This is a genomic window from Halosaccharopolyspora lacisalsi (assembly GCF_014137975.1).
In the GTDB taxonomy this organism is placed as follows: Bacteria; Actinomycetota; Actinomycetes; order Mycobacteriales; family Pseudonocardiaceae; genus Halosaccharopolyspora; species Halosaccharopolyspora lacisalsi.
On sequence record NZ_JACGWZ010000004.1, the window covers coordinates 127,533 to 143,234 of the forward strand.

A 15,702-nucleotide genomic window follows, 5' to 3' on the forward strand; every position below is an offset into this window, starting at 1 on the left:
AGGTCGGCATTGGACGGAGACAGTCAGCAACCGCAGCCGGAGGGATATCCACGTCGGTGGGAAGCCGATGTGGTGCTCTCCGATGGTGGGACGGTCCATGTTCGCCCGATCACGCCGCAGGACGCCGATCAGATCGTGGCGTTTCACGGCAGGCTCAGCGACCGGACACGGTATTTCCGCTACTTCGGAGCCTATCCGCGGATGCCGCGCCGCGACGTCGAACGCTTCAGCCAGGTCGACTACGTCAACCGGGTCGCGCTGGTGGCGTTGCTCGGCGACGAGATCGTAGCGGTCGGACGCTTCGACCGACTCGATGAGCAGGACTCCGCCGAAGTGGCTTTCGTGGTCCGGGACGACCACCAGGGACGAGGACTGGGCTCGATCCTGCTGGAGCATCTCGCCGCTGCGGCCAGGGAGTGTGGCCTGGGCCGGTTCGTGGCCGAGGTGCTGGCGGACAACTCCCAGATGGTGCGTGTCTTCCGCGACGCCGGTTACCAGGTCACGCGCGCGATGGAGGAAGGTGTGGTGCACCTCGAGTTCCCGCTGGACCTCACCGAGGAGTCCCTGGAGGTGTCCAGGGGGCGGGAGCAGGCCGCTGAGGCCCGCAGCGTGCACAACCTGTTGCACCCGCGATCGGTGGCGGTGATCGGTGCCTCCACGGACTCCTCCAAGATCGGCCACGCTGTACTGACCAATCTGTTGACGGCCGAGTTCGCCGGTCCCGTCTATCCGGTCAACCCGGAGCACCGGTCCGTGCGCGGGGTTCGCGCCTACTCCTCGGTGCTGGACATTCCCGACGAGGTCGATCTCGCCGTGGTGGCGATTCCCGCCTCGGGCATCGAGGAGGTCCTCGACGCGTGTCTGACCAAGGCGGTCAAGGCGTTGGTGATCGTCAGCGCCGGATTCAGCGAGGCGGGGGTGTCCGGTCGCGACGTGGAAAGCCGGATGGTGCATGCCGCACGAGTGCACGGGATGCGGGTGGTGGGACCGAACGCCCTGGGAGTGGTCAACACCGACCCCGCCTGCCAGTTGAACGCGAGCTTGGCCCCCCAGTTGCCCGGTGGGGGACGTACGGGGTTCTTCAGCCAGTCGGGGGCGCTGGGGGTGGCGATTCTGGCAACGGCCACCGAGCGTGGTTTGGGGTTGTCCACGTTCGTCTCGGCCGGCAACCGTGCCGATGTGTCCGGCAACGACCTGCTGCAGTACTGGCAGACGGATCCTCGCACGGATGTGGTGCTGCTGTACCTGGAGTCCTTCGGCAATCCTCGCAAGTTCGCTCGGCTCGCCCGCAGGCTCGCTCGCACGAAACCCATCGTGGCGGTGAAGTCGGGGCGCAACGCGGTCCGTGCCGGCCTGGCCGCCACCTCGGTGCAGGTGGACGAGGCCAGTGTGCAGGCGCTGTTCGACCAGGCCGGCGTGATTCGCGTGGATTCGGTGGCGCAGATGTTCGACACCGCCCTGCTCCTGGCGCATCAGCCGCTTCCGCTCGGTGAGCGGCTCGCCGTGGTCGGCAACTCGTCGGCACTGGGGATGCTGGCCGCCGATGTCGCTCTGGACCAGGGGCTGCACCTGGCGGCCGAACCCGTGGACGTGGGAGCGGCGGCGGCACCGGAGGAGTTCGCCGCCGCGGTGCGCGCGGCAGCCCTGCGTGATGACGTCGATGCGCTGGTGACGGTGTTCGCTCCACCGGTGCCGGTACCGGGTGCCCGCTATGCACGGGCGATCCGGGAAGCACTCCAGGAGGCGGAGACGATCTCGTCCAAGCCGGTCGTGACCACCTTCTTGGCGGCGGAGGGAGTGCCCGACGAGCTCGCGGTGCCAGGCCGGGAGGAAAGTGCCGGTTGGGGCTCGGTGCCGTCGTATCCCAGCCCGGAGAGAGCTGTGCTGGCGTTGGCACGCGTCACCCGGTACGCGAAGTGGCGCGCCGCTCCGCAGGGTGAGTTTCGGCGTCCCGACGACGTCGACCGTGATCGGGCGTGTGAACTGGTGGAAGAGTGGCTGAATGAGGGGCAGGGCAAGCTCGCCGACGAACGCGTGGTGCGGTTGCTCGGCTGCTACGGCATCGATGTCGTGCCCTTTCGCTTGGTCACCGACGCCGAGCAGGCTGTCGCGGTGGCTGAGGAACTGGGGTTTCCCGTCGTACTGAAGTCGGCCAGCCAACGGTTGCGGCACCGTACCGACCTCGTCGGCGTCCGGCTCGATCTCGCGGTTCCCGACGTGGTTCGGCAGGCTTACCAGGATCTGTGGCGGATATCCGGGGTCGAGGACGTTTACGTGCAACGGATGGCGCCGAAGGGGAACTCGTGCGTGGTCAGCCTGATGGACGACCCCTCGTTCGGCACGCTCGTGTCGTTCGGTCTCTCGGGCGTGGCCAGTGATCTGCTCGGGGACCGTGCCTACCGGGCGGTCCCCCTCTCCGACGTGGATGTTTCCGCGCTCGTGCGCGCCCCCAGGGCGGCACCGTTGCTGACCGGGTATCGGGGTGGCCAACCCGCTGATCTCGAGGCGCTGGAGGACCTCGTGTGGCGGGTGGCGACGTTGGCCGAGGACCTGCCGGAAATCCGGGAGTTGACGTTGGAGCCGGTGCTGGCCTCGGCGAGCGGGGCCTACGTGTCCGGTGCCGTTCTCGGCATCGGGCCTTCCGGGACTTCACCGGACACCGGACCGAGGCGATTGCGCTGATCGAGGCCCTGCCCACGACGCGGAGTCGAGGTCCGGATGGGTGTGCCGAATCTGCAACCCGGCAGGGGGGACTTCCCGTCTTCGGGGCATGAGACGCCTATACACCGCAGTAGGCGCGGGCGCCCTGCTTTTAGCGGTAGCAGCCTGCGCTGACAAGCAACCGGAAGTGGGCTTCGGGGGGCAGCCGCCGGCTCCGCCTCCGAGCAAGGAGGCACCGACGAAACCGGTCAAGCCTAAGCCCGTCGAACAGCGCGAGCAGGTACCCGCCGCGTCCGTCGAAGCCCAGCTCCCGGAGGGCTATCCGCGCCAGGTGTGGACCCAGAACGAGGGCACCGTCGTGGTGGCCACGGGACAGGAAGGCGGTTGCAGCAGGGTCCACGCCGAAGTCGCCCGGGAGAACACACGTCGGGTCACCGTCGTCCTCGTCGAGGAAATTCCACAGCAACCTCAGATGTGCACCATGGATATCCGGTATCCCGAGGTCGCGGCCAAGCTGGACGCTCCGTTGGGTAAGCGCACGATCGTCCTGCAACAGCGTGATGTGAAGGTGCCGAAGTAGCCACATCCCCGCGTGAGAACGAGCGCGGTGCTTCTCCCGCAGGAGGCGGTCCTCCTGCGGGAGAAACGCGTCGTTTCGGGAGGCGTCCCGCCGGCCGGAGCCGTTCGAGGTAGGCGTCCTCCGACTTGATGTCGGAAACGAACGGGACCGGCGGGACTGCTCGGTACCGTGCCTCCCGCCCGCGGCGTACCCGGTTGATTTTCGTGCCCGGTCCGCGGCGGATATATCCGGGGGAGGCCGGTAGCGCTGTAGTGTGAGCTGCGAGGCGGGCACACTCGTGATACGAGAGTGAAGAGCCGAGGAGGGTGCGTTCCATGACAGAACAGGCGACGAACATCCCCGACGAGTTGGTGAACCTCCGTGACCTGGGTGGCCTGCCCACCGAGGACGAGGAAGTCACCGCTACAGGGGTGCTGTATCGCAGTGACGCTCCCCACTACGGGGACTGCGCACCGGAGGGGATGGCGCAGTGGCCGCCTGCAGCGGTAGTCGACTTGAGGGACAGCGCCGAGCTGAAGGCTGACAGGCATCCGTTGACAGGGTTGAGCACGGTTTACTCGGTTCCGGTGTTGGAAGGCCTGCGGAGCTCTCCGGACGAGGAATGGCTGAGCTTGAGCGCTCTGTACGAGTACATCCTCGAATACGCCCCGGGAAGGATCCTGGAGATCTTCCGCATCGCGGTGGAAACCGAGGGCCCGGTCTTGCTGCACTGCGCGGCGGGCAAGGATCGCACCGGAGTGGCTTCCGCCTTGTTGCTCCGCACCGCCGGGGTGCGCCCGGACGCCATCGTCGCCGACTACGTGCGGACCGACCGCAATATGTACCGCGTGTTGCAGCGGCTCGATCAAGCACCCGCCCTACCTCCCGGTGTCGAAGAAGAGGCGGTCAAGGAACTGATCTCGGCACCGACGGAGGCCATCGAAACGGTGTTGAACGAACTCGACGGCAGCGAGGGGGGCGCCACGGGGTGGCTGCTCGCTCAGGGAGCCACCAGCGCCGAGATCGAGCGGTGGCGGGCGCGTTTCGTGAACACCATGCCCTGACGGCCTTCCCCACGCGTGGTGAAGGATCTTCGTGCGGCCCAAGGACACCCGGTGCCCTTGGGCCGCGAAGTCTCAGCTCGCGTAGGAGCGCAGCCGGGCCGCTCGGTCACCCTGACGCAGCTTGGACATGACCTCGCGTTCTATCTGCCGGACACGTTCCCGGGAGAGGCCGAAGGCCTTCCCGATCTGGTCCAGTGTGCGCGGCTGGCCGTCTTCCAGTCCGTAGCGCATCCGGATGACCTGCTGTTCGCGCTCCTCCAGCGTGCCCAGTACACGACGCAGGTCGTCCTGGAGGAGACCGGAGATGACGGCGTTCTCGGCGTCGGCGGCCTCGGCGTCCTCGATGAAGTCCCCGAGCGGTGCGTCCTCCTCGGCGCCCACCGGCATGTCCAGGCTCACCGGGTCGCGGGAGTGGTCCATCAGGTCGAGGACCTTCTCCACGGGCAGGCCTGCCTCACCGGCGATCTCCTCGTCGGTGGCTTCGCGGCCCAGCTTCTGGTGCAGGTCCCGCTTGATCCTGGCCAGCTTGTTCACCTGCTCGACGAGGTGAACGGGCAGGCGGATCGTGCGACTCTGGTCGGCCATGCCGCGGGTGATGGCCTGGCGGATCCACCAAGTGGCGTAGGTGGAGAACTTGTAGCCCTTGGTGTAGTCGAACTTCTCCACGGCGCGGATGAGGCCGAGGTTGCCCTCCTGGATCAGGTCCAGCAGCGGCATACCGCGTCCGGTGTAACGCTTGGCGAGGCTGACGACCAGGCGCAGGTTGGCCTCCATCAGGTGGTCCTTGGCCACCTGGCCGTCCCGGACCACCGCGTTCAGGTCGCTGCGGTGCTGGCGGGACAGTTCTTCGGAGGTATCCAGCTTGTGCTTGGCGAAGACTCCGGCCTCGATGCGCTTGGCGAGATCGACTTCCTGCTGTGCGCTCAGCAGTGCCGTGCGCCCGATGCCGTTGAGGTAGACCCGTACGAGATCGGCGGAAGGCCCCTGGTTGTCGAGGTCCGCTTCGGTGGTGACGTCCGGGGTGGCGGTCTGCGGGACGGTCATTGAGCTCCCTCCCTGGCGGGCTGGATAGCGGGCGCTTGTGCATCGGTACGAGGGTGCGCGATGCGAAGGACGGGTATGCTCGGAGTTGGGTTTGGTCCGAGCGCCGCTCGCACTTCGGGAGTACGGTCCTTCATGGGCGGTCCTTTACGGGTGTGAGACCGAGTGAGCGAGTGTCGGTGACGCCCCCCGGCTGTTAGCGGCCCCGTACGGGCCTGTTGTCGAAGCTGGTTACCCGTAAAACGAACGCGACCGCGAATTCGTTCCCGAGTCCGTTGTCCGAAGGACGTCACGGCGGTCACACCCGTTGTGCGGAAATCCTGAGAATCCGCTGAGAACCGTCCCCGTCCGCTCAGGTTTCGACGAGCAGAGTGAATGGCCCGTCGTTCGTGCTTTCCACCGCCATCGCCGCGCCGAATTCCCCGGTCTCCACGCGTGCGCCTCTGCGCCGCAGCTCGGTCACGACCGCCTCGACGGCGTCCTCGGCCTGGTCGGGACCGGCCGCGCGGCTCCACGAGGGCCTACGGCCCTTGCGGGTGTCTCCGTAGAGGGTGAACTGACTGACCACCAGCAGGGGGGCTCCGGTGGTCGCGCAGGATTGTTCGTCGCGCAGCGCGCGAATCTCGTGGAGCTTGCGTGCCATCGTCGTGATTTGCTCGTGGCCGTCGGAGTGGGTCACTCCCAGCAGCACCAGCAAACCGGGTTCGTCGATGTTGCCCACGACCGTCTCGTCCACGCGTACGGAAGCATTCCGGACCCGGGTGACGACCGCCCTCATCGTTCGGCCTCCGACCAGTCCGCGGGGAGCACCATCCCGTGGCGGATCAGTTCTCGCAACATCGGCACGGCCGCGTTCGTCAATGCGGTGGAGTCCTCGCCGTAGGCGGTGGCCAGCAGCCCGACGAGCTCACCGGCCGGCAGCGCTCCCTGGCACCCGGCGACCAGCCGCATCCCGAGCTCGTCGATCTCGTGCTGCCACCCGGGGCCGTTCGTGCGGTGCAGTCGGTGCACGAACTCCTCCCAGCCGTTCCGGCTGAGCGAGGAGACCTGCTCCAGAACCGTGCTGGAGGCCGTCACCAGGCGCGATTCGAGGATCGATTCCGGGGAGCCGTGTTCGCGGAGCCAGGCCGCGCGACGTAGCCACTGGTCGGATTCCGGGCCGAGCGGATCGTCGAAGGCCTGCCTCAGGTCCTCGCACACCACCTCACCGTGCTGTGCCTGCGTACGTCCCACCGTGACGAACCCGAAACCGATGCCCTCGACGTCGTGCTGGTCGAACCAGTCCAGCCACTCGGCGGCCTTGCGGCGCCCGACCGTCGAGCGCGGGTCGTAACCGGCATCGCGCAGCCAAGTCCCGACGTAGAGCGCCGGGTCGGCGACGTCGCGCTGCACGAACCAGGCGTCGACACCACCGGGCGGCAGCCATCGGCTGACGCGGTCCTGCCAGTCCTCTCCGCTCTTGTGCAGCCAGGAAGCCAGGATTTGGCCGGTTCCGCCCTCGTTGAGGAAGGAGGGAAGCTGCCGGACCACCATGGCGCTGGCGTCGTCGCCCGCCAGACCGGAGTCGCGGTAGACGAAGTCGGATCTGGGGGGACCGACCACGAACGGCGGGTTGCAGACCACCTGGTCGAAGCGCCGGCCACGGACCGGGCCGAACCACTCGCCCTCGGCCAGCTCGACGTCGATCCGGTTCAGCCGGAAAGTCGCCGCGGCCAACGCCAGTGAGCGCTGAGAGACGTCGGTAGCGGTGATGCGTCGCGCGTGAGTGCTGGCGTGCAACGCCTGGACACCGCAACCGGTACCGAGGTCGAGGACCGAGTCGACGGAGCGCCGGGAGGTGGCTCGGACCAGGCTCAGCGAAGCTTGTCCAACACCGAGCACGTGATCGGTGCGCAGCTGTTGTCCTTCGGGGAGCAGGTCGGAGTCCAGGTCCGAGATGACCCACCACGAGCCGTCCGCCGCGGCATGGGGGCGAACGTCCAAGCCCGCACGTACCGCGTCGCCGTCCTCGACGAGCAGTCCGGCGGCCAGAGCCTCCGCGACGGCCAGCGGGTTCAGGGCGGCTTCTGCCGCCGTGGGGCTTTCGGCTTCGCCCAGCAGGAACAGGCGTATCAACGTGCCCAGGGCACCGGCATCGGTCGTCGCTCGAAGGGCCGGTACCGGTTCGCCCCTGCCCAGGGCGGCGTGCGCCTCCGGGCCGAGCAGGTTCACGACCCCGTCGGCGTCGTATCCGGTCGCCAGCAAGGCCTCGCGGAGTCGGTCGATGCGGTCGGGTGTGAGGTCGACAGTCACGGATCCGATCCTCACACGTCCCGCCGGAGCGGCACTCGGCACGTGGCTCCTCGGGGCGCGACGCCCCGGTGAACCGTGAGATTCGCCATGCTCCCCAGGTGTCGACGGACGAGGCGAAGTGCGACGATGGGGGTGGAGGTGGTGTCGTGAGTAGCTCGCAGCGCGGCGACGACACCCCGGTGCTGATCACCGAGGCAGAGCCGTCCTATGACGATCAGCAGGCAGCACGACGCCGCAAGTACGCGATCATGATGTCGTTGCGGATCCCCTGCCTGGTTCTGGCCGTGCTGGTACATCCAATCTGGTGGCTGTCGCTGGCCATCCTGGCGGTGTCCATTCCGCTGCCCTGGGTGGCGGTGCTGATCGCCAATGACCGGCCGCCCCGCAAGAACGAGCACGTCAACAAGTACCAGCATCGATGGTCCCGCCGTGAGTTGGAGAGCCGCGAACACCGCGTGATCGAGAACTCGTGAACGCGCGCTGACGGCCTTGGGGCGCCACGTGCGGAGCCAAGCACCCCAAAAAGTCTCCGGGTGCGGCATCATGGAGGCATGAGCACCATGACGCTGCCGGACACCGAAACCCGGCCCGAGAACACCGAGCAGACGAGTGATGACCGGCCCGAGGTCTTTCACTACGTGCAAAAGGACAAGATCGCCGAGAGCGCGGTCACGGGCACCCACGTGGTGGCTTTGTGCGGCGAGGTCTTCCCGGTCACCAAGTCCGCCAAGCCCGGATCACCGGTGTGCCCGGACTGCAAGAAGGTGTACGAGGGGCTTCCCCCGGGCGGTGGAGACGACGAGTAATCGGCGAGCGCGGCGGTGAGATTCATCCGCCGCGCTGTCCGGTGCCGTTCTCGGGTGCGTTGCCCTGGTCGCGTGCCTCGGGTGAGCGTGGAGACGGAGCCGTGCTGCCGTCGCGCGGCGGTGGGCCGGACTGGTCCGCCAGCGGCGAGCCGGTGTCCGGCAGTTCGTCCGAGGCCGACTTCACGTTGCCGGACCAGGCCGTGTACCCCTCCTCGGTGCGTAGCCGCTGTGCGGCGCGCTTCATCTCCAACCTCCGCCAGTGGCGCCGTTCCCGGCGGGTCGGTTTGGCGGGCCAGATCTCCTGGATGGCGTTGTTGAAGTAAGCGCCCCCGATGATGGCCAGTCCGAGGAAGAACGCGAACAGCAGGAACGCGATGGGGGTCGCGAGCGCGCCATAGGTGTAACCGGTTCCGGCGACCCAGGTGAGGTAGATCCGCAGGCCGACGCTGGAGCACAGGAACACCAGCATGGCCAGCAGGGCTCCGGGTAGACCACGGTGCCACGGGAGTTTCTTCGGCAGCGAGAGCTTGTACAGCGTCGCCAGCGCGAGCACCAGGACGACACCGGTCGCGGGGTAGTAGAAGATCCTGATGGTGGTGGCGATGTCGTCCTGCAGCTCGCTCGGAAACACCGTCGGCAACCAGGCCGGTCCCAGCGCCACGACGGGCAGGAGTACCACGGCCAGCACCAGGCTGACCAAGTACAGCACCAGCGCGAAGACACGTTGCCAGATGGCGTTGCGCACGAGGTACTGGTCGTAGGCCAGCGTGATCGAGTCGATCAGGGACGCCAGCGCCGAGGATCCGGCCCACAGCGACAGCAGGAACCCCAGGGAGACGATCTGGGTGCGCCCCTGAGTCAGGATGTCACCAACGGTGGGCCCGATGATCTCGTTGACGACGTTCGGACTGAACACCGTCCGGGAAAAGCTGACGATCTTGCTCTGGACGGTTTCGACGACCACGGGGCCGAACCAGTCGCTGACGAAGCCGAGGCTGCCGAGCAGGCCGAGCAGCAGCGGAGGCAGTGACAACGTCTGCCAGAAGGCGGCGGCGGCCGACTCCGAGAAGATGTTGTCGTACCACGCCTTGGACAGCGTGCGCAGTACCAGACGCAGCGGCCTCCGAACAGCTCGCTTCTCCGAGGCACTCCTGTGTCCCCGGCCACCGGTCTTCGGATTCGTCGACCCCATCGCGCTCCTCAGCATGGTGCCCCTGGGCGTCCCGAGTGCTGACCCGTACACCACGCCAGTGTCACGACCGTCTCATTGTTCGTCGTCAGCTGCCCCGTCGGAGGGGTGGGCGGCCTCGTGAACGGTAAGCTGCGGGGGTCCTGCTCCGGATGCAGACGGCCGCTCCCGTGCGTGGTGCACCCGGAGTGGTGCGGCGCTTGTCCGCGGGATACGAAACTGACCAGGAGGGAGCGAAGATCAAGCGTGTCCGGGACGCAACCCGAACAATCAGTACGATCCGTGTTCAGTGATCCCGCACAGGCTCCCGCGCAGCCACTTCGCGCGTGGCAGCGCCGTGCCCTGGCCAAATACTTGTCGGGTCGACCGCGGGACTTCATGGCGGTGGCTACGCCGGGGGCCGGTAAGACGACCTTCGGGCTGCGTGTGGCGGCGGAGCTGCTGGCCGACCGCACCGTGGAATCGGTCACTGTGGTCACCCCCACCGAGCATCTCAAGCACCAGTGGGCGCTGGCGGCCGGTGGGGCCGGCATCCCGCTGGACTCCAACTTCAGCAACTCGGACGGCACGACCTCGAGCGACTATCGAGGCGTCGTGGTCACCTATGCCCAGGTGGCCGCTCACGAGAACCTGCACCGGTTGCGTACGGAGCGCCGCAAGACGCTGGTCGTCCTCGACGAGATCCACCACGGTGGTGACGCGAAATCGTGGGGTGACGCCATCCGCGAGGCGTTCACCCCCGCCGCACGGCGGCTGACGCTGACCGGTACGCCCTTCCGCACCGACGACTCCCCCATCCCGTTCGTCAGCTACGAGCCGGACGCCGACGGAGCACTGCGCAGCAAGGCCGACCACACCTACGGCTATGCCGAGGCGCTGCGCGACGGGGTCGTGCGACCGGTGGTCTTTCTGGCCTACTCGGGTGAGGCCCGCTGGCGCACCAGTGCGGGCGAGGAGTTCGCCGCTCGGCTGGGGGAGCCGCTCACCGCCGAACAGACGGCTCGTGCGTGGCGCACCGCGCTGGATCCGGCGGGCGAGTGGATCCCTTCGGTGCTCCAGGCGGCCGACACCCGGCTGACCCAGTTGCGCCGGGACGGTATCCGGGACGCCGGTGGTCTGGTGGTCGCCTCGGACCAGAACAACGCCCGTGCCTATGCCAAGATCCTGCACCGGATCACCGGAGTCGAACCGGTGGTCGTGGTCTCCGACGACCCGCAGGCCTCCAGCCGGATCGCCGAGTTCGCCGAGTCCGACGATCGATGGATGATCGCGGTGCGGATGGTCAGCGAGGGGGTGGACGTCCCGCGGCTGGCGGTCGGGGTCTACGCCACGAGCGCCTCGACGCCGTTGTTCTTCGCCCAGCTCGTGGGTCGTTTCGTGCGTGCCAGGCGTTCGGGGGAGACGGCGAGCATCTTCCTGCCCAGCGTCCCGGTGCTGCTGGAGCTGGCCAGTCAGCTGGAGGCGGATCGTGATCACGTGCTGGGCAAGCCGCACCGTGAGAAGGAGGGCTGGGACGACGAGTTGTTGGCTGAGGCCAACCGGGAGCGTGACGAACCCGGCGAGGAGGAGAAGGCCTACACCTCGTTGGGCGCCGATGCCGAGCTGGACCAGGTGATCTACGACGGTTCCTCGTTCGGGACCGCCGCGTTCGCCACCACCGAGGACGAACAGGATTACCTGGGGCTGCCAGGCCTGCTCGAACCGGACCAGGTCCGTGCACTGCTACAGCAGCGTCAGCAGCAGCAGATCCAGGAGGTGGACCAGCGGGAAACGGCTGACAAGGCCGCGAAGGCCACGGAGCAGTCCACTCGGCAGGAGCCCCGCCAGCAGCAGCCCGAGGGCGTGCAGGAGCGTCTGAAGGGCTTGCGCAAGGAACTCAACAACCTCGTCTCCCTGCACCACTACCGGACGAAGAAGCCGCACGGGGCGATCCACAACGAGCTGCGCAAGACTTGTGGTGGCCCGCCCACAGCGATGGCCACGATCGAACAGATCGAGGAACGCATCGCCACGCTGCGCTCTTGGTAACCGGGCCCGGCCAGATAAAAGTTCCCCCGCGGAGGACCCGAAGGCCTTCCGCGGGGGAACGAATCACGATCGCCTCAGAACTCGACCTGCTCGTCTTCCTGCAGCTCGGCTTCCATGTCGTTCAGGCTCGACTTGAACTCGCGGGCGTGGTGTCCGCAGAACAGCAGCTCTCCGCCAGACGGAAGAACGGCACGAAGTTTCGCAGCGGCCCCGCAGCGGTCGCAGCGGTCGGCGGCGGTCAGCTCGGGGCGGGTGAGCGTGTCAGGCATCGGAATCTCCCTCCGTCCCGGCGCCGGACTTCTCCGGCGCCTCGATCCTGCTGCGACCACCGGGTCCCTTCTGTTTGGGTCGGTGTTCGCTAGCTCCACTCTTACAGACGTTTGAGCGGAAGTCAGTGTTCCAAGCAAAGTTCGCGAGGCTCGTCACTCCGTGACACCCGAACGCACCAGTGAAAGTTACTCATGGTGATCAAGTGTTGGAATAAGCCCTGTGACCAGCAAAAATGGACATTGGCTGCCCTGGTTTGAGTGGCGGGAAAGTCCCCTCGGGGCCTTTGGAGTGTCTTGAGCCACAGTTTTGAGCGGGTAGGGCCACTGGGGATTCCGCTGGAAGCGAACACCCACCGTCCAGCATTCGGGAGGAAAAAGCGAAATTCGCGCGAGCGGGTACAGCGGGACGCTGCGGGCACGGGGTCACGCACGCGCGAAGGCCGCCACGACGGCGGTGGCGGCCTTCGCGCGTGCGTGTCGGAGCCCTTCAGTCCAGGTAGTCGCGCAACACCTGCGAGCGGGAGGGGTGACGCAGCTTCGACATCGTCTTGGACTCGATCTGGCGAATCCGCTCACGGGTGACGCCGTAGACCTGCCCGATCTCGTCGAGGGTGCGCGGCTGGCCGTCGGTGAGGCCGAAGCGCAGTCGCACCACGCCGGCCTCGCGCTCGGACAGCGTCTGCAGGACCGACTGCAACTGGTCCTGCAGCAGGGTGAACGACACCGCGTCCACGGCGACCACGGCTTCGGAGTCCTCGATGAAGTCACCGAGCTGGCTGTCGCCCTCGTCGCCGATGGTCTGATCCAGTGAGATGGGCTCCCGAGCGTACTGCTGGATCTCCAGCACCTTCTCCGGAGTGATGTCCATCTCCTTGGCGAGTTCCTCGGGAGTGGGCTCGCGGCCCAGGTCCTGCAGCAACTCACGTTGGATCCGGCCAAGCTTGTTGATCACCTCGACCATGTGGACCGGGATCCGGATGGTCCGGGCCTGGTCGGCCATGGCGCGGGTGATGGCCTGGCGGATCCACCAAGTGGCGTAGGTGGAGAACTTGTAGCCCTTGGTGTAGTCGAACTTCTCCACGGCCCGGATGAGGCCGAGGTTGCCCTCCTGGATCAGGTCCAGGAAAGCCATACCGCGTCCGGTGTAGCGCTTGGCGAGGCTGACGACCAGGCGCAGGTTGGCTTCGAGCAGATGGCTCTTCGCGCGTTCGCCGTCACGCACGATCCAGCGCAGGTCGCGCCGCATCTGCAGGGGAGGCTTCTCGTCGGCTTCCTCGGCTTGGCGCAGCCGCTCGGAGGCGTAGAGCCCGGCCTCGATGCGCTTGGCGAGCTCGACCTCCTCCTCGGCGTTGAGCAGCGCGACCTTGCCGATCTGCTTGAGGTAGGCCCGGACGGAGTCGGCGGAAGCGGTCAGCTCGGCGTCCTTGCGCGCCTGCCGGAGCGCCTCCGACTCCTCCTCGTCCCATACGAAGTCGGGGTCGGCCTTGCCGTCCTCGTCCTCGGGGACGGCCGGTTCTTCGGGAATGTCCACCTCGACGCCGGCCAGGTCGCCGACATCCGCCGAGGTCAGATCGGTTTCGATGGGTTCGTCGATCTCCAGATTCTCGCCCGTGGCCTGAGCCGGGTCCGCCGATGCGTCCGTGGCGGACGAGCCTGTCTGGGACGCCGACTTCGTGCCCTTTTTCGCCGTCGACTTGGCGGCGGTCTTGCGGGTGGTCGACTTAGTGCCGCCGGAACCCTTCGACGTCCCCTTGCTGCGAGACGTCTTCGGCTTCTGAGGCTCGTCGGCGTCGGACTGCGGCGCCACCTCTTCGGGAGGGGTGGCCTTCGACGGGGCCGGCTCGGCTGAGGCACCGCCGGTGGATGCAGCGGAGCTGGAGCGTCGGGTTGCGGTTTCTGCGGCTGCCACGTACGCCCTTTCGCGACGGTCGATCAGGGCTGGCCGGGGGCGCGAAACCTCGGCCGCCAGAGGTCGGGAACAGCCCGCCATCCGAGCCTTCCGAGGCTTGCCGGGAGACCTCGAATTCGGCGGGTCGTGTTCCATTGTAACTGCGTCGAGTGAGTCTGGTTCCGCTGCAAGGGGGATTCACCCCTCGTCCGGACATCACGTGGGGGGCGTGATCAGTGCTCAATGCCCGTGGCGGCCGCCGATGCCGCCCCCACGATCCCCGCGTCGTTCTTCAGGGTCGCGGCCACCATCGGCGTGCGTGTGGCCAGCAGTGGCAACCACTCTTCAGCCTCCCTGCTCACCCCGCCCCCGGCGATGATCAGGTCCGGCCACAGGAAGCGCTCGATCCCCTGGATGTAGCGGCTGACTCGGGGAGCCCACTCGGGGTAGGAGAGCTCCAGCGCGTCCTTGACCGAGGCGGCGGCCTGGGACTCCGCGTCCTGCGAGTCGATCTCTATGTGGCCGAACTCGGTGTTCGGCACCAGCTCGCCGTTCAGGAACATCGCGCTGCCGATGCCGGTGCCGAAGGTCAGCACGACGACCAACCCGCTGCGTCCGGTGCCGGAACCGGACTGCATCTCGGCGACTCCGGCCGCGTCGGCATCGTTGAGCACGATGACGTCCTCGGTGGAACGCCCGAGTCGTTCGGCGAAGAGCCCCTGGGCGTCTGTATCGATCCAGCTCCGATCGATATTCGCTGCTGTCAGCGCGATGCCCTGCTTGATCACGCACGGCAGGGTGATGCCGATTGGGCCGTTCCACCCGAACTTCTCGACGATCTCCGCGACCGAGTCGGCGACCGCGTCCGGGGTCGAAGGCTGCGGAGTTGACAACTTCAGGCGCTCTTCGGTCAACAGACCTTCGTCCGTGTCGACCGGACACCCCTTGATGCCGGACCCCCCGATGTCAATGCCGAAACCGCGGGCAGTGCTCATGCCTGATCCTTCCTATTCGATTCAGGACGAGGTGTGCAGACCTTAACCGCGCTGTGGTGCGATGTGTTCGTGGGATTGGTAAACGAGTACGACGTCCGGGAGTTGCGCACGGTCGCGGTGCGGATCGCGGGCCTGGCGGCCGAACTTGCCAGCACTTTACGCGAGGAGGTGACCGCTCGGGGCGACGTCGATACGAAAAGCACGGAGACCGACGTGGTCACCGCCGCCGACCGGGCGGCGGAGCGCCTGATCCGTGACGAGCTGGCCGAGCTGCGCCCGAACGAACCGGTGCTGGGGGAGGAGGAAGGCGGCGACACCTCCCTGAGCGGTCTGAGGTGGGTCGTCGACCCGATCGACGGCACCGTCAACTACCTCTACGGCTACCCGTGGTTCTCGGTCTCGATCGCGGCCCAGGTGGACGGGGTTTCCGTGGCGGGTGCCGTGGTGGAGCCCTGCTCCGGCCGTGTCTGGAGCGCGGCACTGGGCCAGGGCGCGGATCTCGATGGGAAACCACTACACGTAAGCGCTTCCGAACGACTGGATCTGGCGCTGATCGGTACCGGATTCAGCTACGATCAAGAGCGGCGTAACGCCCAGGCGGGCGCCGTGGCCCGGTTGGTGGGTGAGATTCGTGACATTCGCCGCGGGGGAGTGGCTTCGCTCGACCTGTGCGCGGTGGCCGCGGGGTGGCTGGACGGTTATTACGAGTACGGCCTGAAACGCTGGGACTGGGCCGCGGGTTCACTGATCGCCCAAGAAGCGGGCGCCCTGGTACGCCTGCCGGAGTCCGGGACGGACGACGGGCTCGGGGACGAGGCGATCCTCTGCGTGACACCCCGCATCGCCGACGATCTCGCCACGGCGTTGAAGCGCTCCGGTGCCACCGAGGTCTGAGTGCCGGGCAGGGAGG

Annotated in this window: 14 protein-coding genes; 7 read left to right on the plus strand and 7 right to left on the minus strand. The window is 67.3% G+C overall.

The features are described 5' to 3' along the window. Nucleotides 1-9 precede the first annotated feature (9 nt). The 3 genes from FHX42_RS14695 (at nt 10) to FHX42_RS14705 (ending at nt 4,284) form a co-directional block, all read left to right on the plus strand. Nucleotides 10-2,682 (plus strand): bifunctional acetate--CoA ligase family protein/GNAT family N-acetyltransferase, encoded by a 2,673-nt coding sequence (locus FHX42_RS14695; RefSeq protein ID WP_220480421.1) that lies wholly within the window; start codon nt 10-12, stop codon nt 2,680-2,682. An 88-nt stretch (nt 2,683-2,770) separates the two neighbouring features. Continuing rightward, nucleotides 2,771-3,241 (plus strand): hypothetical protein, encoded by a 471-nt coding sequence (locus tag FHX42_RS14700; RefSeq protein WP_182544965.1) that lies wholly within the window; start codon nt 2,771-2,773, stop codon nt 3,239-3,241. Between the two features lie 314 nt (nt 3,242-3,555). Further along, entirely contained in the window at nt 3,556-4,284 is a 729-nt protein-coding gene (locus tag FHX42_RS14705) for a tyrosine-protein phosphatase (RefSeq protein WP_182544966.1), read from the plus strand. A 72-nt stretch (nt 4,285-4,356) separates the two neighbouring features. Here the strand turns inward: FHX42_RS14705 and FHX42_RS14710 are convergent, their stop codons facing one another. From FHX42_RS14710 to FHX42_RS14720, 3 genes are all read right to left on the minus strand, one after another. Beyond that, nucleotides 4,357-5,328: a sigma-70 family RNA polymerase sigma factor gene (locus FHX42_RS14710; protein WP_182544967.1), complete on the minus strand. Its 972-nt coding sequence runs from the start codon at nt 5,326-5,328 to the stop codon at nt 4,357-4,359. A 349-nt stretch (nt 5,329-5,677) separates the two neighbouring features. After that, nucleotides 5,678-6,103: a D-aminoacyl-tRNA deacylase gene (gene dtd / locus FHX42_RS14715; protein WP_182544968.1), complete on the minus strand. Its 426-nt coding sequence runs from the start codon at nt 6,101-6,103 to the stop codon at nt 5,678-5,680. After that, nucleotides 6,100-7,617 (minus strand): DUF7782 domain-containing protein, encoded by a 1,518-nt coding sequence (locus FHX42_RS14720; RefSeq protein WP_182544969.1) that lies wholly within the window; start codon nt 7,615-7,617, stop codon nt 6,100-6,102. Before FHX42_RS14720 ends, dtd begins: the two co-directional genes overlap by 4 nt. A gap of 146 nt (nt 7,618-7,763) precedes the next feature. Here FHX42_RS14720 and FHX42_RS14725 point away from each other — a divergent pair, with 146 nt between their 5' ends. Next, on the plus strand, nt 7,764-8,090 hold the full coding sequence (locus FHX42_RS14725; RefSeq protein ID WP_182544970.1) for a DUF3099 domain-containing protein: 327 nt from the start codon (nt 7,764-7,766) through the stop codon (nt 8,088-8,090). Between the two features lie 78 nt (nt 8,091-8,168). Then, nucleotides 8,169-8,423: a DUF3039 domain-containing protein gene (locus FHX42_RS14730; RefSeq protein ID WP_182544971.1), complete on the plus strand. Its 255-nt coding sequence runs from the start codon at nt 8,169-8,171 to the stop codon at nt 8,421-8,423. 22 nt (nt 8,424-8,445) lie between these two features. On the opposite strand, the gene FHX42_RS14735 is transcribed toward FHX42_RS14730, so the two are convergent. Beyond that, complete coding sequence (locus FHX42_RS14735) at nt 8,446-9,615, minus strand: YihY/virulence factor BrkB family protein (protein WP_235987361.1); 1,170 nt, start codon at nt 9,613-9,615, stop codon at nt 8,446-8,448. A gap of 279 nt (nt 9,616-9,894) precedes the next feature. On the opposite strand from FHX42_RS14735, the gene FHX42_RS14740 reads away from it, so the two are divergent. Continuing rightward, on the plus strand, nt 9,895-11,640 hold the full coding sequence (locus tag FHX42_RS14740) for a DEAD/DEAH box helicase (RefSeq protein WP_328796258.1): 1,746 nt from the start codon (nt 9,895-9,897) through the stop codon (nt 11,638-11,640). Between the two features lie 74 nt (nt 11,641-11,714). Here the strand turns inward: FHX42_RS14740 and FHX42_RS14745 are convergent, their stop codons facing one another. The 3 genes from FHX42_RS14745 to ppgK form a co-directional block, all read right to left on the minus strand. After that, nucleotides 11,715-11,909 (minus strand): DUF7455 domain-containing protein, encoded by a 195-nt coding sequence (locus FHX42_RS14745; protein WP_182544973.1) that lies wholly within the window; start codon nt 11,907-11,909, stop codon nt 11,715-11,717. Between the two features lie 487 nt (nt 11,910-12,396). Beyond that, entirely contained in the window at nt 12,397-13,845 is a 1,449-nt protein-coding gene (locus FHX42_RS14750) for an RNA polymerase sigma factor (RefSeq protein ID WP_235987394.1), read from the minus strand. A 185-nt stretch (nt 13,846-14,030) separates the two neighbouring features. Next, complete coding sequence (gene ppgK / locus FHX42_RS14755) at nt 14,031-14,792, minus strand: polyphosphate--glucose phosphotransferase (RefSeq protein ID WP_182544975.1); 762 nt, start codon at nt 14,790-14,792, stop codon at nt 14,031-14,033. Nucleotides 14,793-14,855: 63 nt separating this feature from the next. Between ppgK and FHX42_RS14760 the strand changes: the two genes are divergently transcribed. Then, on the plus strand, nt 14,856-15,686 hold the full coding sequence (locus FHX42_RS14760; RefSeq protein ID WP_182545292.1) for an inositol monophosphatase family protein: 831 nt from the start codon (nt 14,856-14,858) through the stop codon (nt 15,684-15,686). Nucleotides 15,687-15,702: the final 16 nt, after the last annotated feature.